Here is a 21201-nt window from a genome sequence, read left to right on the forward strand (position 1 = left end):
TGTATTTATGCATGCGGACCTGCAAATAGTTAAAAGGGCGCTGGCCGGAGGGCCTTTCCAAAAACGTGGAGCGCCAGGGATGGCGCGACCGAGCCCCCCATGGACGGGTTTACGGGCGTTTTTTGGAAAGGCCCTCCGGTCAGCGCCCGACAGCACCAATCATGAAATGCCTACTCCCTGAAATCTCGGGGAGTCATTAAAACGGAGCACTTTTGAACGCAAACGACTCAAGACAATTTGACCTGCACCCGGTAGACCAGCACCGGCTGACCACCCTGTGCGGCCAGTTCGATGAGCATCTGAAGCACATCGAGCGGCGCATGAACGTGAAGATTGGCCGCCGTGGCCATCATTTCCGGGTGGAAGGGGAAACCGAACATGTGGCTGCGGCTACCGAAGTCATTCGGCACCTGTATCGGGAAACCGAGGCCAACGATGATATTTCGCCGGACATGGTTCACCTGTTTATCCGCGAGACCGGCTTCGAGCGGCTGGCAGAGGATGTGCCCTACAACGGCGCCGTTACGGTTATCAAAACCCCGAAGCTGCAGGCCAAGCCCCGGGGCGAGAACCAGCAGAAGTACGTGCACAACATCCGTACCCACGATGTCAACTTCGGCATTGGCCCGGCCGGCACCGGCAAGACCTGGCTGGCGGTTGCCTGCGCGGTTGAGGCGCTCAAAGACGAACAGGTGAAGCGCATCCTGCTGGTCAGGCCTGCCGTTGAGGCTGGTGAAAAACTCGGTTTCCTTCCCGGCGACCTGGCCCAGAAGGTGGATCCTTATCTTCGCCCCCTCTATGACGCGCTCTACGAAATGCTGGGCTTCGATCATGTCACCCGGCTGATCGAGAAAAGCGTGATCGAGATCGCGCCACTGGCGTTCATGCGGGGCCGTACGCTCAACAATTCGTTTATCATTCTGGATGAAAGCCAGAACACCACCCGCGAACAGATGAAGATGTTCCTGACGCGGATTGGCTTTGGCTCAACTGCAGTCATTACCGGCGATACCACTCAGGTTGACCTGCCACGGGGCCAGAACTCTGGCCTGATCCATGCGGTGGGGGTGCTGAGCAAAGTGTCCGGTATCGGTTTCACCCGCTTCGAGTCCCGGGATGTAGTTCGTCATCCGCTGGTTCAGCGGATTGTTGAGGCCTATGATTCTCTGGACGATGGGAGTGCCACGGGCCAGTGAGTGAACTGACTGTAGATTTGCAGCTGGCCCTTGAGGCACCGGGTATTCCGGCACACGCCGACTTTGAGCGCTGGGCACAGGCAGCATGGCTGGGCGAGGATCCGTCAGAGGTGACGATACGTATCGTTGCCAGCGATGAAAGCGCCGGGCTGAACAGCCAGTATCGCGGGAAATCGGGGCCAACCAACGTCCTGTCCTTCCCATTTGACGCGCCAGCCGGTATAACAGTCCCGTTGGCCGGTGATCTGATTATCTGCGCTCCGGTGGTCGAAAAAGAAGCGGCCGAACAGCAGAAAACGCAGGAAGAACACTGGGCCCATATGGTGGTGCACGGCATGTTGCACCTTCAGGGCTATGACCATATTGACGATAATGATGCCGAGGTCATGGAAGCCCTCGAGATCCGGTTGCTAACGCAACTCGGGTTCAGCAATCCTTACGAGACAGAGGAAACGGAAACAGACTCATGAACGACGATCAGTCGAGTCGCAGTCAGGGCAGCAACAAGTCCTGGCTGGAGCGTATATCACAGGCCTTCTCCAGCGGGCCTGAGTCCGTCGAGGACGTGCTGGAAATCCTGCGGGACGCCGAGTCCCAGAACATCATCGATACCGATGCCATGAGCATCATCGAAGGTGCCATGCAGGTGATCGATATGCGGGTGGATGAAATCATGATTCCCCGCTCCCAGATGGTCACCGTCAAGGCATCCCAGGAGCCGAAAGAATTCCTGGGTGAAATCATTTCTTCTGCCCACAGCCGCTTTCCCGTCATTGGCGACAGCCAGGACGATGTAATTGGCGTGCTGCTGGCCAAGGACCTGCTGCCCCTGGCTCTGAACAACGACCTCAACTGGAACCGCATCCGCGAGATCCTGCGTCCGTCCACCTTCGTGCCGGAAAGCAAGCGCCTGAACCAGTTACTGAAAGAATTCAAGGAAACCCGCAATCACATGGCCATCGTGGTGGATGAGTATGGCGGCACCGCCGGCCTGATCACCATCGAGGATGTATTGGAACAGATTGTGGGCGAGATTGAGGACGAACACGACTTCGACGAAGAAACCCACATCAAGGCCCGCGGTGATGGCACATACGCCGTCAAAGCCGTAACGCCGGTAGACGACTTCAACGAATTCTTTGAAACCGAACTGGACGAGGAAGAGTTCGACACCATCGGTGGTGTTGTGCTCAAGGAGTTCGGCCACCTGCCCAGACGGGGCGAGTCAGTGGAGTTTGGCGGGTTGCAGTTCACCATTGCCAATGCCGATAACCGAGTCATCCGTCTGCTGCAGGTAACGCGCGGTGATGACCAGTAACACAACATCCCCAACGCCCGTGCTGAAATCACCGCTTTCTGAACAACCCTGGCTGCGCGCCGCGACCCTTCTGGTCGCCGGCGCCCTGCAGACCCTGACGTTTTCACCGTTTAACTGTTGGTGGCTGGGGCCGGTTTCCGTTGCCCTGATTCTCTTCTGTTGTCTGCCGCTCGCTTCTCAGAAGCTTTTCCGGGCTGGCTGGCTTATGGGGCTCGGGCTATTCGGGAGCGGTGCCAGCTGGGTCTATATCAGCATCAGCGAGCACGGCAACACATCCATTCCGCTGGCCATTATTCTCACGGTCATCTTCGTGGCCGGTCTCGCCCTGTTCCACGGCCTGGCCTTCTGGGCCTGGGGCAAACTGGCCAAGGACAGTATTATAAGGCGCCTGCTTCTGTTTCCGGCCGTGTGGATCCTCGGCGACTGGGTGCGAGGCTGGCTGCTGACCGGCTTTCCCTGGCTGTATCTGGGCACTGCCCATGTGGACGGCCCTCTGGGCGGCTTCGCACCACTGGTGGGCGTACATGGTGTTACTTTCCTGGTGACGGTGACCGGCGGTGCGGCCATCGCCTGCTGGTGGCTGGCCAGAAATACACGCTACACCAGCGCCGCCATAGTCGCGGTTGTCGCGCTGCTGCCCTGGCTTACCGGGCCGGCTGTATCGACTGCGCAATGGACGACGCTTGACGAAGAGCCCACCACATTCGCGTCCATGCAGGGCAATATCCCCCAGCAGATCAAGTGGGACCCGGATTTTTTGCGCGACCAGATTGTGGCTTACCTGGAACTGACGGAAGATCACTGGAACTCAGATCTCATCCTGTGGCCGGAAACCGCCATCCCCATCCCCCAGGACCAGGCCGGGAAGGTCATTGATCACATCGGTGAGGAGCTTGGGGAAAACAGTACGCTGATTACCGGCATTCCCTGGTATGGCTTCAGTGACAGTATTGAAGACTTCACCTTCCACAACAGTATCATGGCCATCGGCAGTGGTGGCGGCATCTACCACAAGCAGAAGCTGGTGCCTTTCGGCGAATATGTGCCCCTGCAGCAGTGGCTGCGCGGATTGATCGGTTTCTTCGACCTGCCCATGTCCAGCTTCAGCCCGGGGCCGTCCGACCAGGCTCCACTTGATGCCAATGGCACCAATATCATGCCCTTCATCTGCTACGAAGTGGCCTATCCGGACTTCGTGGCTCGCAACGCAAGCAATGCCGGCCTGTTACTTACCATCAGTAACGATGGCTGGTTCGGCGATTCCATCGGCCCGCTGCAGCACCTGCAGATCGCCCGCATGCGAGCGCTGGAAACCGGGCGTTACATGCTGCGGGGCACCAACAACGGCGTAACGGCCATCATCGACCATAATGGTAGGATTACTGAGACCATCCCGCAGTTTGAGCGCGGTGTGCTGACTGGTGAGGTCTATTCTGCCGAAGGCAGCACGCCCTACATGCAGTCCGGTTCCTGGCCGGTGCTGACGCTGGCTGCGATTCTTGTTGTGTTTGTTCGGGTGCGGGTGATTCCCAAGAATTGATCTCGGTTCTCGTCCGGGTAGCCTGCCAGATTGGTGCCTGGCCATGGGGTGGGGGTCCCTTTTCTTTGGAAAAAGAACTCGCTGCGCTCAGACACCTTTTTCTGGCAGAAAAGGGACCCCCACCCCATGGCCGTTCTGGCTCTGACGTTAGCTCCCGTAGTTCGGATTAGACGAAGTCGTAATCCGCCGCCCAGCTACATATGAACTCTATTTGTCGGATTACGCTTCGCTCATTGTGCCCTTCACGGGTAAATCCGACCTACTCCACCTACGCCTACTCCGATTTCCGAGGCCAGCGGCTTGTGACGCGTTCGTAGTAATGCGAGCCGCAGGCGTCGCAGGGTTCCAGATGGCTGGTGGCTGTCAGGCAGCGCATGTGGCCGCAATTGAGGCACTTGAACATGCCAGCCGTTGCCACTTCGCCACTGATGTACTGGCTGGGCGCGTGTTTTTCGAGCTTCTGGTTCAGCTCCAGGGTGTCGAGTTTTGTCTTGTCCGCCACCGAGAACAACATATCCGCAAGCTGGTGCTCCACCAGGGAAATGTCCAGCTGCAACCATTCCTTCAAGCCTTCGCCGGTTTCCTCCACAAAATGCAACAGGTGTTCAAGGTCCCGCTGAAGGTAGGCGCCCAGAAGGTCTGCCTCCTCCCGGGTCATGTCTTCCAGTTCGTACTCGAACTCCACTGCCCGCTCGATTTCCTCTTGCAGGGTATCGCGGGTGGTTTCCTGCATTTCACTGAGCCGGGACTGAACCCGTTCCAGCATGCGGTCGTAGGCCGCAAGGGCTTTGCCTGAGAGGTGATTGCGTTCTGGTTCGGTCATGGCCGCTCCCTATTGGTGTACGAGCAGAGTGGGTATGGCTGATCAGGGCACGCTGTAAATACATCCCTGTACGCTTGACAAAAACATCCCTGTTTTTGACATCCCTGATCAGCCATACCCACTCTCCCCTATATCAAACTGGTTTGCCAACTTACTCCAAGAGTCCGGGCGGGCAGGTACGGCTGTCCGGGACCGTAAAAAACAGGGATGTTTTTTACGAGCCTACAGGGACGTATTCACGGCGTGTCCCGGACAGCCGTACCTGCCCGCTTTCACCATTGAGTCTGGCACAGTATCAGCAATTTGGCAGACTACCTGTTAAGCCTTGTGTGCGTTAGAATGTCCGGCCGCTTCGCACATCTTTTTTGATACAGGGTAACTTTGGTAATGGCAGGAATGGACCAGCAATACAATCCCCGCGATGTTGAACAGCAAGCCCGCACCTACTGGGAAGAAAATAACACCTTTACGGTGAAGGAAGAGCCGGGCAAGCCCAAGTACTACTGCCTGTCCATGTTCCCCTACCCCAGCGGCAAACTCCACATGGGGCACGTTCGCAATTACACCATCGGCGACGTGATTTCCCGCTACCAGCGCATGCAGGGCAAGAACGTCATGCAGCCCATGGGCTGGGACGCCTTCGGCCTGCCCGCTGAGAACGCCGCCATTGCCAACAAGACTGCACCGGCGAAGTGGACCCACGCCAATATTGCCTACATGAAGAACCAGCTCAAGCAACTGGGCTTCGGTTATGACTGGAACCGCGAGCTGGCTACCTGCAAGCCCGACTACTACCGCTGGGAACAGTGGTTCTTCGCCCGCCTGTACGAAAAAGGCCTGGTGTACAAAAAGATGTCGACCGTTAACTGGGACCCTGTGGACCAGACAGTGCTGGCCAATGAGCAGGTGGTGGACGGCAAAGGCTGGCGGTCCGGGGCGCCGGTTGAGCAGAAGAAGATCCCTCAGTGGTTTATCCGCATCACCGACTATGCCGAAGAACTGCTGAACGACCTTGATCAGCTGGAAGACTGGCCCGAGCAGGTCAAGACCATGCAGCGCAACTGGATCGGAAAATCCACCGGTACCGAGCTGACCTTCCCCCTCAAGGGCCGTAATGACGCGCTGGATGTTTACACCACCCGCCCTGACACCCTGATGGGTGTGACCTATATGGCCGTCGCGGCTGAACACCCGATTGCCAAGGCGGCGTCAGAGCATTATCGGGAAGTCGCTGAATTTGTCGACCAGTGCCGCAACAGCAAGGTTGCCGAAGCTGACATGGCGACCATGGAAAAGAAAGGCATTGATACCGGCTACAAAGCGATTCATCCACTGACACAGGAAGAGATTCCGATTTACGTGGCCAACTTCGTGCTGATGGAATACGGTACTGGTGCGCTCATGGCAGTGCCCGCCCATGACGACCGGGATCACGAATTCGCCCTTAAATACCGGCTGCCGATCAAACAGGTTATTGCTCCTTCTGATAATCGCGAAATCGATGTGCAGGAAGAGGCGTTTACTGAGAAAGGTGTCCTGGTCTCCTCTGGCAAATACAATGGCCTGACCAGCGAAGAGGCGTTCGAGGCCATTGCCGGCTACCTGGAAGAGAATGGCATCGGCAAGCGTACGGTCAACTACCGCCTCCGCGACTGGGGTGTATCACGTCAGCGCTACTGGGGCGCCCCGATTCCGATGATGACACTGGAAGACGGCACAGAACGCCCGGTGCCCGACGACCAGCTGCCGGTGACCCTGCCTGAGGATGTCACCATGGACGGCGTCCAGTCGCCGATCAAGGCCGATCCCGAGTGGGCAAAAACCACCTTTGAAGGTCAACCCGCCACGCTGGAAACCGATACCTTCGACACGTTCATGGAGTCGTCCTGGTATTACGCCCGCTTCTGCAGCCCCAACTACGACAAGGGTATGCTGGACCCGGCTGCGGCCAACTACTGGCTACCGGTCGACCAGTACATCGGCGGTATCGAGCACGCCATTCTTCATCTGTTATACGCCCGTTTCTTCCACAAACTGCTGCGGGACGTGGGCCTGGTAAACAGCTCCGAACCCTTCAACCGTCTGCTTTGCCAGGGCATGGTGCTGGCAGAGACCTACTACCGTGAAGACGGTAACGGCGGCAAGGTATGGATCTCCCCGGCAGACGTCATCACTGAAAAGGACGAGAAAGGCCAGGTTATGCGCGCGGTTCACAAGGACGACGGCCAGCCAGTGGTGTCCGGCGGTGTAACCAAGATGTCCAAGTCCAAGAACAACGGCATTGATCCGCAGGCCATTATTGACGAGCACGGCGCCGACACAGTACGCCTGTTCATGATGTTTGCCGCGCCGCCGGAGCAGTCCCTTGAATGGTCCGACAGTGGTGTGGAGGGAGCTCACCGCTTCCTCAAGCGGCTGTGGCGCATGGTCAGCGAACATACATCCAACACACCGGTTCCAGCTCTGGATAGCGCGAACCTCAACGAGGGCCAGCGTAATCTGCGTCGCAAGACTCACGAAACCATTGCCAAGGTCAGTGACGACATCAGCCGCCGACTGACATTCAACACTTCAATTGCGGCAGTGATGGAGCTCCTGAACGAAGTTGGCAAGCTGGGGGATGATGAGCCACAAAGCCGGGCGGTACGCCAGGAAGCCCTTGATACCGCTGTGCTGATGCTGTCCCCCATCGCGCCCCATATATGCCACAATCTTTGGTACGCACTGGGGCATGAAACCCCGGTTGTGGACGCCCCCTGGCCCACCGCCGACGAAGCGGCCATGGTTCGTAGTGAAATCCAGATCGTCCTCCAGGTAAACGGCAAGGTACGCGCCAAGGCAGACGTTCCCGCCAATATTGAAAAAGACGCCCTGGAAGCACTTGCGCTGGATAACGAAAACGTCATTCGCTTTACCGAAGGCAAGACCGTTCGCAAAGTGATCGTTGTGCCAGGCAAGCTGGTTAATGTGGTGGCCAACTGATATGAACCTGATGGCGGGCTCCGTGATTCGTCCTATGGTGGCAGCAGCTTTGTCTTTGCTTGTTACAGGCTGCGGATTTCAGTTGCGGGGCGCACCACCGGTTTCATCGGCATTACAGCCACTGGCCGTAGACTGCGCTGAGAATGTGCCGGGACAACTGTGTGATGCAGTTCGGGAGCAGCTGGAGCTGGGCCGGATTGACCTGAAGCCCGCCGAAGAGGCGGACTTTGTGCTCAAAATCGGTAACTTCCGTCAGGAACGTCGGGCCAGTGCCATTACCCTCCGGGCAGCCGCCGCCGAATACACGCTACGTCACACGGTAGATATCGAGGTAATCACCTCCGATAACATCCCGCTCATTGAACCAACCGATCTCAATAGCAGTGAAACCTATCGCTACGACGAATCAAACGTGCTTGCCAAACAACGGGAGGAAGAGGCGCTGAGAGAGCAGCTCCATAATCGCCTGGCACAGCAGATTATCTTCCGCCTCGCGCCCATCACCGAAGATCGCATTGAACGGCTGAGACGGGAAGCCGATCAGGCAGGCGAAGAAGGCGCCGGGCCCTCGTCATGAAAACACAGCCGCACCAGCTTCCTCAGCTATTACAGAAAGGCCTGTCGCCGGTCTATCTGATCTCCGGCGACGAACCGTTGCTGGTTCAGGAATGCTGTGACCAGATACGTAAGGCCGCCCGCAAGGCCGGCTTCGAGGACCGGGTTACCTATCACGCGGACCAACAGCTGGACTGGAACAGGGTTGGTGAGGAATGCGGTGCACTGTCGTTATTCGCCGAAAAACGCCGCATTGAGATCCACCTTCCAACGGGCAGGCTTGGGGATGGCCGTGCGGTGATGGAAAGCGTGCTGCAGAATCCACCGGATGACATCATTCTGTTATTGATCAGTGCCCGTCTGGATGCCGCGGAAACCCGCCGTAAATGGTACAAGGAATTACAGAACAAAGGTGTTCACGTCCCGATATGGCCAATAGATTCAGACAAGTTCCCCGGCTGGCTTCAACAGAGGGCGCGGAACCATGGTCTCAGCCTGACCCGTGGCGCTCTGGATATACTCGCTGAACGCCTGGAAGGAAACTTGCTGGCGGCAAGCCAGGAACTGGACCGTCTGGCCTTGCTGGGATCAGGCACCACGATCAACGAAGAAACCATAGAACAGGCTGTTCAGGACAGCTCCCGCTTCAGCGGCTTTGAATTGGTCACGGAACTTCTTGCCGGCAGGGCCGCCCATGCCAGGAAAATCATTGGCGTGTTACAACAGGAAGGTGAGAACCCACTGGGGCTGCTGACAGTGCTGGCCCGGGATCTCAACCTGACCATGGAGCTGAATATCGCCGCCGCGAAACGTGAGAACACGGCCGGTTTTCTGAAAAAACGGGGGGTCTTCCAACCCCAGCGTGCAAAGGCTGTGGAACAGGCAGCCAGGCGCCTGAACCGACGCCAGCTCATGGCAGCTCTGGATCTGTGCAGCGCCACCGACCGCGCCGCCAAAGGCTTTGACAGCCTCTCCCCGTGGCACCACCTGCAGGACATGATTACCCTGTTGGCCAGGCCAGCCTGATCCACATCAAGTCGTTCGCAATCCCCTCCTTTCCCGCTTGACAGATTTTAACATTCGGCTGCATGGTATAGCGGTCAATCATCAAAGGAGGTGTGTGATATGAGTTTCCAGGACGAACTTAAGCAATTGTCAGAAAAGATAAAACAGTACCGAGATGAAGCCCGCGTTCAGATGCACCTGGCCAGAGAAGACGTGAAAGATGAGTGGGATGACCTGGAAAAGGACTGGGAGCGTTTTCGTGGCAAGCTCGACCGGCTCCTGCACGATGCAGACGACGCATCAAAAGAAGCACGCCAAACCGCCCACAAGCTTGGCGAGGATCTGAAATCTGGCTACCAGAACATCCGTAACCGACTGAAGTAAAGTGTTAACCGGTTAACAGATTGCTACAAATACCTGCCACGAGGCTCTGTTCATAAAGAGCCTCTGTGCCATACTTCTCACTATAAGTGAATGAAGCGTCATTTTTTTGTCTGGTTCGGCCTACGAAACCCAGTTCATGGCCCCATCAGCCAAGGCACTTCTGAGCTCCGAGAGGTATAAATGGCCTATGAAAACCCTAACCGTCTTATTGCTAACGCTATCCGTATCAGTTGTTCCCTCATTGGTCAGCAGTCAGAATACCCGCTTCAGTGACCCGGCAACGGTGGTCCAGAACGAGTTCTGGGGGAACCTCTATGCCGAGGGTGGAACCTCCTTTTTCTGCGAAACGCCGTTCACCAGCAAAGGCTTTTTGCTAACGGATGGATACATCTATCCGCTCGCCCAGGTTCGTAGTGCTCTCGATTGCGGTACCTCAAACCAGTGTGCCGATAACGACCGGTATCGCCAAATTGCCTCCGACCTCCATAACATCGTGCCAGTTCGCAGCCGCACGGAAATGAGACGGCGCAACTCCCTTTACGAAGAGCTCGGCTCAGTGGGCAAACCGGACGAATGTGGTATTCGTGAAAGTGCCCAGTTCTTCGAACCTCCTGAAAAGGTAAAAGGCGACGTTGCCCGAACCGTCGCCTACATGGTCGATACCTATAACCTGCCCTGGGCAGGAGCATCACGGGTGTTCAAGAGCTGGAACCGGATGGACCCGCCGGACGACCGGGAATTGACCCGTCATCGTCGGATTGCCGAGATACAGGGCAACGAAAATCCCTTCGTACTGGACCCCGGCAGACTGGAAAACCTCTAGTAACAATACCGTCTCCCACAAAAAAGGCAGGCCCCGGATTACTTACGGGCGCCTGCCTTTTTGCGTTACCTCAGCGGAATCAGAATTCCTCGGCGGTCAGCGCCATCATGGAGTTGCTGCCACTGCGAATACCCTCGGCGAGCGCGACGGTCTTGGGCAACAGACGATCGAAGTAAAAGCGTGCGCTTTTCACCTTACCGCTATAGAAGCCGGAGGTATCCGCTTCGGCTTTCGGAGCCGCTGCTTTCACCATTTTCGCCCACATGTAGCCCAGTGCTGTCAGGCCGAACAGGTCCAGATAATCAACCGAAGCAGCACCGACTGCGTCAGGATTGTCGCTGGCCTGGTTGATTACGTGTTCGGTTACATCGGACAAGCGCTCGAACGCCGCGGCCAGTGGCTCCAGGTAAGGACGCAGATTCTCATCCCCGCTGTTTTCCTCAATGAACGAAGCCACGTCCTCGGCGAACAGCTCATACAGCTTACCCTGGCTCCCGACGACTTTCCGGCCCATCAGGTCCAGCGCCTGAATACCGTTGGTGCCTTCGTAGATCTGGGTAATGCGGCAGTCACGAACCAACTGTTCCTGGCCCCACTCGCGTATAAAGCCATGACCGCCAAAGACCTGCTGACCCATGATGCAGGCATCCAGACCACGATCTGTCAGGAAGGCTTTCGCTACCGGTGTCAGAAGCGCCACCATGCCCTCAGCATGTTTGCGGCGCTCGTCATCATCCGAGTACTTGGAAATGTCCAACCACTGCGCCACATAGGTCGAGAAGGCACGGCCGCCCTCAACATAACCCTTCATGGTCAGCAGCATGCGACGTACATCGGGATGCACCAGAATCGGATCCGCCGCTTTTTCTGGCTGCTGAGCTCCAGTGGGAGCGCGGCTCTGAATCCGCTCCAGGGCGTATTCACGGGCGCTCTGCAAGGAGGCTTCAGCAGCACCAATGCCCTGAATACCTACACCAAGGCGCTCATAGTTCATCATGGTGAACATGGCCGCCAGGCCCTTGTTCTCTTCACCGACCAGCCAGCCTTTGGCACCGTCGAAGTTCATGACGCAGGTAGCGGAGCCCTTGATACCCATTTTCTTCTCAAGCGAACCGCAGCTAAGGCTGTTGCGCTCACCCAGGGAGCCGTCTTCGTTCACCTCAAACTTGGGCACCAGGAAGAGGGAAATGCCCTTGGGTCCCTTGGGCGCATCCGGTAACTTGGCCAGCACCAGGTGAATGATGTTCTCCGCCATGTCGTGCTCGCCCCACGTGATAAAGATCTTCGTGCCTGTCACGCTGAAGGAGCCGTCGCCGTTTGGTTCAGCCTTGGTGCGGATAATTCCGAGATCGGTACCGGCGTGGGGTTCGGTCAGATCCATGGCACCGGACCAGACGCCGGCGTACATATTGGGCAGGTACTTCTCCTTGAGTTCCTGGCTACCGTGGGCGTCCAGAGCCAGGCAGGCGCCCGCAGTCAGCATCGGGGCAAGACCAAAAGCCATATTGGCGGCCTGCATCATTTCCTCAAACTGGGCGACCAGGGTTTTCGGCATACCCATGCCACCGAACTCCGGGTTACCGCCCAGGCCGTTCCAGCCGCCTTCAACGATGGTCTGGTAGGCCTCACGGAAGCCTTCCGGAGTGGACACTTCGCCATTGTTCCACTTACAGCCCTGCTCATCACCTTCGCGGTTCAGGGGCGCCAGCACACCACTGGTAATCTTGCCTGCCTCTTCGAGAATGGCATCGGCGGTATCCGGGTCAACGTTCTCTGCCACCTTCGGCAATGACGTCCACAGGGACGGCGCATCAAAAACTTCGTTCAGGACAAAGCGCATGTCACGTAAAGGTGCCTGATAATCAGCCATCTAAGATCTCTCCACAATTCCACAATTCAGTCAGTCTGCGAAATGAACAAATACGGACCAGTGGTCCTGCTCACTTCCTCGGCTATGTGTCCGCTCAGGTTATTTTTATGGTGGCTTATTCTACCCTAATGGGGCCCCCAACTCATGAGGTCCCGGCGGCCATTTCATGAAAAAAGCCCGCCTCCTGGGAGAGCGGGCTTTTCCGGTTCCTTCAAACCCGCCTTAGAGGGCGAAGGCTTCTTCCGGCATGTCCATCAGGCTGTCGGCGCCGGCCAGCATACTCTCTGCATGGCCCTTGGAGCGCGGCAGCATACGCTTGAAGTAAAAGCGTGCTGTCTGGACTTTGGCGTTATAGAACATTTCTTCGGTCGTTCCTTCCACCATCTTGTCCAGCGCCACCTTGGCCATACGGGCCCAGAGGTAAGCGAACACGGCGTAGCCGGAGTACATCAGGTAGTCTACGGACGCGGCACCGACTTCCTCGCGGTTCTTCATGGCGGTCATGCCGATCTTCATGGTCAGGTCGCCCCATTCCTTGTTCAGCGCTGCCAGCGGCTCGATGAACTCCTTGAGCTGCTCGTTGTCGGCGTTTTCCTTGCAGAATACGTGAACCTGCTTGGTGAAGCCTTTGAGGGATTCGCCCTGGGTCATCAGAACCTTGCGGCCCAGGAGGTCCAGCGCCTGGATGCCGGTTGTGCCTTCGTAAATCATGCCGATGCGGGCGTCACGAACGTTCTGCTCCATACCCCACTCGGAGATAAACCCGTGACCACCGAATACCTGCATGCCCAGGTTGGCTGCTTCGTAGCCAATTTCGGTCAGGAAAGCCTTGGCAATCGGGGTCAGGAAGCCCAGGGCTTCGTCGGCCGCCTTGCGATCTTCCTCAGTCTTGCCGCTGTGCACAATGTCAGCCTGCTGGGCGGTCAGGTAAATCAGCGCCCGAGCACCTTCTGCAACGGCTTTCTGGGTCAGCAGCATACGACGCACGTCCGGGTGGACGATAATCGGATCCGCGATGCCTTCAGGATTCTTCGCACCGCTCAGGGAGCGCATGGCCAGACGGTCCTTGGCGTATGCCAGGGAGCCCTGGAAGCCCAGTTCAGCAGCACCCAGGCCCTGAATCGCAGTACCGATACGGGCAGTGTTCATGAAGGTGAACATGCAGTTCAGGCCCTTGTTCTCCGGCCCGATCAGCCAACCCTTGGCGCCGTCAAAGTTCATCACGCAGGTAGCGTTACCGTGGATACCCATCTTGTGCTCGATAGAGCCACAGGAAACCGCGTTACGCTCACCGGAAGAGCCGTCTTCGTTCGGCAGCTGCTTCGGCACGATGAACAGGGAGATCCCCTTGGTACCTTCAGGTGCGCCCGGCAGCCGCGCCAGAACGATATGGACAATGTTCTCGGCCATGTCGTGCTCGCCGGCAGAAATGAAGATCTTGGTACCGGTGATAGAGTAGGTTCCGTCAGCATTCGGTTCGGCCTTGGTACGCAGGGTGCCCAGGTCGGAGCCACAATGGGGCTCGGTCAGACACATGGTGCCGGTCCACTCGCCGCTGATCAGCTTGGTGAGGTAGGTCTGCTTCTGCTCTTCCGTGCCATGTGCCTCAATGGTATTGGTGGCACCGTGGCTCAGGCCCGGGTACATGCCCCAGGACCAGTTTGAGGTACCTACCATTTCGCTCATGACCAGACCGAGGGAATGCGGCAGGCCCTGGCCACCGTAGTTGGGGTCGGCTGTCATGGATGGCCAGCCGCCTTCCACGTACTGCTGATAGGCTTCCTTGAACCCGGTGGGGGTTTTCACACCGTCTTCGCTCCAGGTACAACCTTCGTTGTCGCCCACCTGGTTCAGCGGAGACAACACCTGCTCACAGAATTTGGCACCTTCCCCGATAATGGCGTCGACCATATCCGGAGTCGCATCCTCGGCACCTTCCAGATTGGCGTAGTGCTGCTCGCTGTCCAGCAGTTCGGTCATTACGAATTTAATGTCACGCAGGGGCGCTTTGTATTCAGGCATGGAATCCACCTCAGATTTTCGGTCACAGCTGCGAAAACGTCACAGCACTTTGCCTCGGGGTTTGCTCATACGGCACAGCACTCGGTGCGGCACCGCTAATTAAACACTTGTTTGAAACATACGTTTAGTGGCACAGAATTGTCAATAGCCACGCTTGAAATTTGTGTTGCATTTTGTGGTGAAGTTTTGCGGAAACCGCGGAATAAAAACTGAAAAGACCTGGTTGAATCGCAGGTTATCAGGCAGTTGTCTTAAACCGGGAGGTGACTTCATTATTTACAGTATCAGTCTCGCCCAATCCTGAGACGGTCTGATAAGCGCTGGCTGCGCTGCGGGTTTCCTGCCCGAACGACTTATCATCCTCACCGCTGCCGGCAGGGTCAGTGTCTTCCGGGTTAGCAGGCTCTGAAAACAACTCGGAGCGGGCCTGCAGCATAAGCTGCATGGCTTCCGCTGCGACCGCCCTATCCTGGGAAGACGGTTCCGCAGGTGCAAGCGCTGCAGCCCTGACCGTTCGCATTTTTTCAATGGTGGCCTGGGCATCACCGTGAATCGGGGAGGTGTCTATCGACACTTCTCCGCCAACAGCGTACTGAGCACCATCAGGACCCCGTTGATACACATAGGAAATTGAACCGGCGTATTGTCCACCTACGGCCTGGTGGGCCGCTTCGTGAGCACGGACTTCGCGGTCCCGGGCTTTGAGATCAGCCAATATCTGCAGCTCCGCATCCTCCAGCCCTTGAGGATTCTCCGGCTCTGAGCGCCGGCGCTCCTGGGTGCGGTCACGGTCGTTGGTTTCCGCCGTGGTTTCGACGTTGCGGTCGTCATCAGCCGCTCTGGCAGCTGGAAGGGGATTCATTGGAGGGACGGAGGCTAAGGCTCCGGAAATCATCATGTCAGTGATTCAGGTAATTATAGAACACGACCGGGCGGTCGCGAGCCATGCAGGCAGGTTCAGGCTTTGAGGTCCAGAAGCGTACCGAGAGTTTCATCGGCGGTCTTCACCACTTGGGCTGAGGCTTCAACACTTCGCTCGTAAAGCTTGAGATCAATGATGGGTTCCAGCAAGCCACCGGCGCCGTCCGCACTACCCCGAGGGCCGTCTGTGCCACCACGGGCAATCTGACGGGCGGCATTCTCCATGCCCTGCATACCGGTCTGGATGCCCTGGATACCAATTCCCAACGTGTTATTGATCATAACTTCAGTGTCCGATGACCATTAATTGACTCAATTAAGCCACATTTCTGGTCAATTTTCAAACAAACAATTCACATTGAGACTGGTCGCCAGCGTTTTGGGGTCCGCCCTTTCCTGCCATGGCAAGACGCCCATGCAGGGGGCTCCCAAATGGTTCACCAGGTATTCCAGCGTTTCCTGCTCACAGGTCATGACCTCAGCAACCGGCCGGTTGGCAACCCAGCCGGCAACGGCCAGCCCGTCACGACGAATGGCTTCGGCGGTCAATAAGGCATGGTTGATACAGCCCAGCCTCAGCGGCACCACCATAATCACAGGCATTTCCAGCAACCCCGGCAGAGCGGCGTAGGTTTCACGATCGTTGAGCGGTACCCGCCAGCCGCCAGCCCCCTCTACCAGCAAAAGATCCGCCGGGCGCATCTGCAAGCCGCGACAGAAACCTACCAGGCGTTCAGCCGTGACAGTACGGCCAGCCTGAGCTGCCGCAACGTGAGGAGCAATTGCGGGCTTCAGGGCTACCGGATTAACCTGGTCATAGCCCAGTGGCTCTGACATGGCCTCCATCAATATCAGCGCATCTTCATTGCGCAGACCCTCCGGGGTGTCGTCACAACCGGAGGCGATAGGCTTCATGGCCACTGTGCGCTTCCCCAGGACAGCGGCGGCCTCCAGAATGGCGGCCGACACCATGGTCTTTCCAACGCCCGTATCGGTGCCTGTTACAAAATAGCTTTTTCTGGCCATGGCCCGGAGAGCTCCTGTATCAATACGGCAGACGGCAACTCAGCCATGCTGCTTTATAAGTGGCGCGGACCAGCCCATCACTCCCTTTCGGGTAGTGATGGCACATGGCCCGCAAACGTCCCGGCGCTGTGGCGTAACGGCGACGGGACGAACCTTTGAATCCGGCCCCGATCGCTTTCAGCTCTGCCAGCAGGGCCAGCGGTGAAGGATAGTCCAGGACGATGGACTCCGTGAACACCCGGGGCCCCGGCAACTCATCCAGGGCCTGTCCACGAAACGCGGATTCGCTCTCGAAGCGGTTCACGTGCTCGTGTTCGGGATCAGCCTGGTACCAGGCGGTTCTTAATTCATCCAGCGTACCCTCCAGCAAGGTCGAGATGAATAATTGCCCACCCGGCCGCAGAACCCTGCGACATTCAGCCAGGACCCCGGCAGAATCCCTGCACCACTGGATCATCAGGTTGCTGAACACAAGGTCCAGGCTATTGTCTTCCAGCGGCAGAGACTCGGCATCTGCTACCAGCCATCGAATTCCGGGAGCCCCGGCAGCCCGCGCATAGTCCAGCATACCCGCCGACAGATCGACGCCGGTGACCGACGTTTCAGGCCCTTCAAACATTTCCGCCAGCTGTGAGGTGAACCAACCGGTGCCACACCCCAGGTCCAGCACCTGATAGCCTGCGCCGGCTACCGGGGGGCACTCCTGCGCAAGAATCTGCTCCATCATGACCTGGCCCATGTAGCGCTGTAGCCGGGCTGCGGGATTATAGGTTTTCGATGCGGCTCCGAAATCCCGGGCAATGGCTGTTTTCGGCGGGACCGATAAAGAACCTGTTGGCAGGCCTACCATGAATACTCCTTACCGAACGCAAATCGCCAGATCTGCTCACGGCACAGCCCGATCGCCTGCCCCCGCGGCCAGTGGGTCATTCCCGGCACAGTTACCACCTCCGAGCTTCCAGCCGGCACAAGGTTAGCTGCCCACGAGCGGACCACAGCATCCCGCCCCGCCTGGAGGTGGAGCGCCGGCACAGTAATCTGCCTCCACAGGGCGGTCTGATCCTCCGCTTCCAGCCACTCCAGGCCACGCACCAGATGGCCCGGACTCAGCGGAGTTCCATATTTCAGCCACGGCAAAAGGTCCTTGCGAGCCTCCCGGTAATCCTCACAGCCGTGTATCAGGAGCTGCTGGAACCGGCGCCACGCCGGACCGGTCTGGTGGGCGACATCGGCCCTGAAGGTTTTGAAAGTGCCAGTTGACATGCCAGCCGGCCAATCCGGGGTGGCTACAAACCTGGGGAAACCCGCCAGGGTAATGACCCTGGATACCTGCAGTGCCCTGTGCAATCCACTGATCAACGCACTCTGCGACGCTGCAGCCATGACCACCTGCGCCCCCTGGGACCAGCCGACCCACACCGAGGGGTGCGGATAGCGCTCCAACAGGAAAGCCCCCACCTCAGCGACCGACTCACACCGGGCCATTATCGTGTCGGTTAGCGAAACCAGGTGGATTTCACCAGGCCAGCCGTCGAACAGCGGCAGAAGCATGGCGGCATCAACGCCCCAGCCTCCGACCACGATCAATGGTGCCCTGTGAGCAACCTGGTTCATACAGCCTCGGCAGGCGGCCATTTCAACAGAGGGCGACACTCTGAGAGCGCGTCCAGCAGTTTTTCCAGATCCGCTGTCGAATGGGCAGCACTGAAGGTTACCCGCAAACGCGCCTCGCCCTCAGGCACGGTCGGCGGCCTTATGGCGGTCACCATCAGACCTCTTTGCTCCAGCGCCTCACTCAGGGCAAGAGCAGACCAGTTGTCGCCAACCAGGATCGGCTGTATCGGTGTGCGGGATGGCATCAATTCATAACCCAACTCAGAGGCACCACGGCGAAAATCGCGGATAAGAACGTGCAGATGGTTGCGGCGGGTATCCTCCCGTTCAATCAGGTCGATGCTGGCACAGGTAGCCAGGGCAATGGCCGGGGGCATGGCGGTGGTATAAATATAGGTGCGAGCCTTCTGCACCAGGTAATCCATCAGCAGTTTCGGGCCGGCGACGAACGCCCCGCTGGTGCCGATGGCTTTACCCAGCGTTCCAATCAGCACCGGCACATCCTCTTCCGACAACCCAAGTTCGGCGATGCTGCCTCGACCGTGGGGGCCAAGAACGCCCATACCATGGGCATCATCAACCACCAGTAACGCATCGTGTGCCCGGCACAGCGCCGCAAGCTCCTTCAATGGGGCCACGTCGCCGTCCATGCTGAACACACCGTCTGTCACAACGAGCTTATGGCCGCCAGTGCTGGCAAGCATGCTGGCCAGGGCTTCGATATCGCCGTGGGGATAGCGCCTCACCCTGGCACGGCTGAGGATGCAGCCATCAATAATGGAGGCGTGGTTGAGGCGGTCAGAAAAAATGGTATCGCCACGGCCCGCCAGGGCGGATATGACACCCATGTTGGCCATGTAGCCGGTGGAAAAAAACAGCGCCGAGCTGCGACGGGTGAACGCCGCCAGCCGAACCTCCAGTTGATGGTGGCCCTCGTGGTGGCCGCAGATCAGGTGCGATGCTGCTCCGCCCAGACCGGTGTGCGACATGGCTTCGGTAGCGGCCCGGACAATATCGGGATGGCTGGCCAGGCCCAGGTAGTCATTGCTGCAGAACGACAGCAGCGGAACACCGTCAGAAACAAGCTCCGGCTGCTGGGGCCCACTGATCAGCCGACGGGTACGGTAAAGCCCCGCCTGCTTACGGTTTTCAAGCTCGGCTGCAAAATCACGCATGGTCAGCTCTCACCGGCACCTCTGCCTATGCCGATTCGCGTGTGGCATCGTAGAACATGTGGCGGGTCTGCTCGTATTCGACGGCCTCCGCGATGGCTTCCTCCGCCTCCTCTTCCGAGCAAGCCTGCTCACGCACTTCGGGACGGATACCCAGGCGGTTGAACAACTCGCGATCGGCATCGGCTTCCGGGTTAGCAGTGGTCAGCAGTTTTTCGCCGTAGAAAATCGAGTTGGCGCCGGCCAGAAAACACAGGGACTGCATCTGCTCATTCATGTTCTCCCGACCGGCCGACAACCGCACATGGGAGGCCGGCATCATGATGCGGGCGACCGCGATGGTGCGAATGAAATCGAACGGGTCCAGGTCTTCCACATCTTCCATTGGCGTACCCGGCACCTTCACCAGCATGTTTACCGGCACGCTCTCGGGATGATGGGGCAGGTTTGCCAACTGAACCAGCAAACCTACACGATCGTCCGGGTCTTCGCCCATGCCCACAATGCCGCCGCAGCAGACTTTCATGCCGGCGTTACGAACATTCTCAAGGGTATCCAGCCGATCCTGGTAGGTGCGGGTGGTGATGATGTGGCTGTAGTACTTCTCGGACGTATCCAGGTTGTGGTTGTAATAATCCAGCCCGGCACTTGCCAACTCGTCGGCCTGCTCCTGCTGCAACATGCCCAGGGTCATACAGGTTTCCAGGCCCAGGGATTTCACCTGCCGCACCATGTCCACCACGTAGCCCATGTCCTTTTTAGAAGGGCTGCGCCAGGCTGCCCCCATGCAGAAACGGGAAGCGCCCTTCGCTTTGGCCGCCTTTGCTTCGGCAACCACCTTTTCAATTTCCAGCAACTTTTCCTTTTCCAGGCCAGTGTTGTAGTGGCCGCTCTGGGGGCAGTACTTGCAGTCCTCCGGGCAGGCGCCGGTCTTGATGGACAGCAGTGTGCTGATCTGCACCTCGTTGGGATCGAAATGTTCACGATGAACGCTCTGGGCACGGAACATCAGGTCGTTGAATGGCAGGTCGAACAGTGCACGTGCTTCCTGCATGGTCCAGTCGTGACGGGTTCCAATAGAAGGTGCCGCAGAGGGTGTGGTGGCAGTCATGATTCAGTCCTGTTAACTTTACCGGGATTCTGGTTTACGGATGAAACAGATGATAAAGGGACTGAGATCGCTGTCAACCTTGTTAACACCAAAGGTTAACAGCAGAGAATGGATTCACGACTCGGTGCGGAAGATCCGCAGCCCTCTGCCTTCCGGCGGTGGTCAGTGTGTCGCCTGTCTGGCGCCTGATGCCCTCTACGGGTTGTGTACGCCCTGCCGCCAGGACTTGCCTGCCAACCACTGGCATTGCCGCTGCTGCGCCCTTCCCCTGGCATTCGCCGGAAACGAAACGCTTTGCGGCCAATGTTTGCAGAATTTACCGCCGTTCACGCGGGTGATTGCGCCCTGGCGCTATCGTTACCCGGTCGACGGTATGATCCAGCGCTACAAATATAACGGCCAGCGTGCATTCGCACGGCCGCTGATTCACGACTTCGCAACCCAACTGGTGGGGATGCTGCAAACCATTCCCGAGCAGCGCCCGGATTTGCTGATAGCCAGCCCGATGCACCCGGCCCGGCGCCGCAAGCGGGGATTCAACCAGGCCGCAGACATTGCCGAACAACTCAGTAGACGCACAGGTATACCCTGGACTACCGATCTCGTTATCCGAAATCGTCGAACCCGACCCCAACGAGGCCTGAACCGGGAAGAACGGCTGGCCAACCTGCGGGGGATCTATCAGGTGGGTCGTACTCCGCCAGCAAGGCTCGCCATTATTGACGATGTCGTGACCACCGGGGCCACTGCGCGGAGCCTTACTGAAGCACTTCTTGAAGCTGGCGCGGCGGAGGTTCAGATCTGGGCACTGGCAAGAACACCGGGGTAACCAGGAAAGG

At 58.0% G+C, this 21201-nt stretch carries 20 protein-coding genes; 10 read left to right on the forward strand and 10 right to left on the reverse strand.

Going from position 1 to position 21201, the window contains the following annotated elements:
• The first annotated feature begins 212 nt into the window (after positions 1–212).
• Genes FO268_RS01260 through lnt form a run of 4 tightly spaced genes read left to right on the forward strand, consistent with a single transcriptional unit; the run spans position 213 to position 4054 of the window.
• Entirely contained in the window at positions 213–1196 is a 984-nt protein-coding gene (locus tag FO268_RS01260; protein ID WP_150988449.1) for a PhoH family protein, read from the forward strand.
• Positions 1193–1666 carry an rRNA maturation RNase YbeY gene (gene ybeY, locus FO268_RS01265; RefSeq protein WP_150988452.1) on the forward strand — a complete coding sequence of 158 codons (474 nt, stop codon included), beginning with the start codon at positions 1193–1195 and terminating at the stop codon, positions 1664–1666. The genes FO268_RS01260 and ybeY overlap by 4 nt, the downstream gene beginning before the upstream one ends.
• Entirely contained in the window at positions 1663–2514 is an 852-nt protein-coding gene (locus FO268_RS01270) for an HlyC/CorC family transporter (RefSeq protein WP_150988455.1), read from the forward strand. The genes ybeY and FO268_RS01270 overlap by 4 nt, the downstream gene beginning before the upstream one ends.
• Positions 2504–4054: an apolipoprotein N-acyltransferase gene (gene lnt, locus FO268_RS01275; protein ID WP_150988458.1), complete on the forward strand. Its 1551-nt coding sequence runs from the start codon at positions 2504–2506 to the stop codon at positions 4052–4054. The genes FO268_RS01270 and lnt overlap by 11 nt, the downstream gene beginning before the upstream one ends.
• Before the next feature lie 274 nt (positions 4055–4328).
• Here the strand turns inward: lnt and FO268_RS01280 are convergent, their stop codons facing one another.
• Positions 4329–4877 carry a zinc ribbon-containing protein gene (locus FO268_RS01280; RefSeq protein WP_150988461.1) on the reverse strand — a complete coding sequence of 183 codons (549 nt, stop codon included), beginning with the start codon at positions 4875–4877 and terminating at the stop codon, positions 4329–4331.
• A gap of 396 nt (positions 4878–5273) precedes the next feature.
• Between FO268_RS01280 and leuS the strand changes: the two genes are divergently transcribed.
• The 5 genes from leuS to FO268_RS01305 all read left to right on the forward strand — a co-directional run bounded on the left by leuS (position 5274) and on the right by FO268_RS01305 (position 10626).
• Complete coding sequence (gene leuS / locus FO268_RS01285; protein ID WP_150991547.1) at positions 5274–7859, forward strand: leucine--tRNA ligase; 2586 nt, start codon at positions 5274–5276, stop codon at positions 7857–7859.
• A complete protein-coding gene (locus tag FO268_RS01290) occupies positions 7843–8436 on the forward strand; it encodes an LPS-assembly lipoprotein LptE (protein WP_150988464.1) in 594 nt (197 codons plus the stop codon). Before leuS ends, FO268_RS01290 begins: the two co-directional genes overlap by 17 nt.
• Positions 8433–9440: a DNA polymerase III subunit delta gene (gene holA / locus FO268_RS01295; RefSeq protein WP_150988467.1), complete on the forward strand. Its 1008-nt coding sequence runs from the start codon at positions 8433–8435 to the stop codon at positions 9438–9440. The genes FO268_RS01290 and holA overlap by 4 nt, the downstream gene beginning before the upstream one ends.
• 99 nt (positions 9441–9539) lie before the next feature.
• Positions 9540–9803 carry a hypothetical protein gene (locus FO268_RS01300; RefSeq protein ID WP_150988470.1) on the forward strand — a complete coding sequence of 88 codons (264 nt, stop codon included), beginning with the start codon at positions 9540–9542 and terminating at the stop codon, positions 9801–9803.
• A gap of 187 nt (positions 9804–9990) precedes the next feature.
• Entirely contained in the window at positions 9991–10626 is a 636-nt protein-coding gene (locus FO268_RS01305; protein ID WP_150988473.1) for an endonuclease, read from the forward strand.
• Positions 10627–10705: 79 nt separating this feature from the next.
• Here FO268_RS01305 and FO268_RS01310 read toward each other — a convergent pair whose 3' ends face one another.
• From FO268_RS01310 to bioB, 9 genes are all read right to left on the reverse strand, one after another.
• The gene (locus tag FO268_RS01310) at positions 10706–12496 is read right to left on the reverse strand and encodes an acyl-CoA dehydrogenase C-terminal domain-containing protein (RefSeq protein ID WP_150988477.1); all 1791 of its coding nucleotides are present in this window, start codon (positions 12494–12496) and stop codon (positions 10706–10708) included.
• Between the two features lie 222 nt (positions 12497–12718).
• Complete coding sequence (locus tag FO268_RS01315) at positions 12719–14518, reverse strand: acyl-CoA dehydrogenase C-terminal domain-containing protein (protein ID WP_150988480.1); 1800 nt, start codon at positions 14516–14518, stop codon at positions 12719–12721.
• Positions 14519–14756: 238 nt separating this feature from the next.
• A complete protein-coding gene (locus FO268_RS01320) occupies positions 14757–15380 on the reverse strand; it encodes a putative metalloprotease CJM1_0395 family protein (protein WP_150988485.1) in 624 nt (207 codons plus the stop codon).
• 95 nt (positions 15381–15475) lie between these two features.
• Positions 15476–15721, reverse strand: a complete 246-nt coding sequence (locus FO268_RS01325; RefSeq protein ID WP_150988488.1) for a flagellar biosynthesis protein FlgE — start codon at positions 15719–15721, stop codon at positions 15476–15478.
• Positions 15722–15772: 51 nt separating this feature from the next.
• Positions 15773–16465, reverse strand: a complete 693-nt coding sequence (bioD, locus tag FO268_RS01330; RefSeq protein ID WP_150988490.1) for a dethiobiotin synthase — start codon at positions 16463–16465, stop codon at positions 15773–15775.
• A 19-nt stretch (positions 16466–16484) separates the two neighbouring features.
• Positions 16485–17315: a methyltransferase domain-containing protein gene (locus FO268_RS01335; RefSeq protein WP_150988493.1), complete on the reverse strand. Its 831-nt coding sequence runs from the start codon at positions 17313–17315 to the stop codon at positions 16485–16487.
• Positions 17309–18079 (reverse strand): alpha/beta fold hydrolase, encoded by a 771-nt coding sequence (locus FO268_RS01340; RefSeq protein ID WP_191966787.1) that lies wholly within the window; start codon positions 18077–18079, stop codon positions 17309–17311. Before FO268_RS01340 ends, FO268_RS01335 begins: the two co-directional genes overlap by 7 nt.
• On the reverse strand, positions 18076–19254 hold the full coding sequence (gene bioF, locus FO268_RS01345; protein ID WP_150988499.1) for an 8-amino-7-oxononanoate synthase: 1179 nt from the start codon (positions 19252–19254) through the stop codon (positions 18076–18078). Before bioF ends, FO268_RS01340 begins: the two co-directional genes overlap by 4 nt.
• A 25-nt stretch (positions 19255–19279) precedes the next feature.
• Positions 19280–20362, reverse strand: a complete 1083-nt coding sequence (bioB, locus tag FO268_RS01350) for a biotin synthase BioB (protein ID WP_150988502.1) — start codon at positions 20360–20362, stop codon at positions 19280–19282.
• Between the two features lie 40 nt (positions 20363–20402).
• Between bioB and FO268_RS01355 the strand changes: the two genes are divergently transcribed.
• The gene (locus tag FO268_RS01355) at positions 20403–21191 is read left to right on the forward strand and encodes a ComF family protein (RefSeq protein WP_225316474.1); all 789 of its coding nucleotides are present in this window, start codon (positions 20403–20405) and stop codon (positions 21189–21191) included.
• Positions 21192–21201: the final 10 nt, after the last annotated feature.

Source organism: Marinobacter denitrificans, assembly GCF_008795955.1.
Lineage (GTDB): Bacteria > Pseudomonadota > Gammaproteobacteria > Pseudomonadales > Oleiphilaceae > Marinobacter > Marinobacter denitrificans.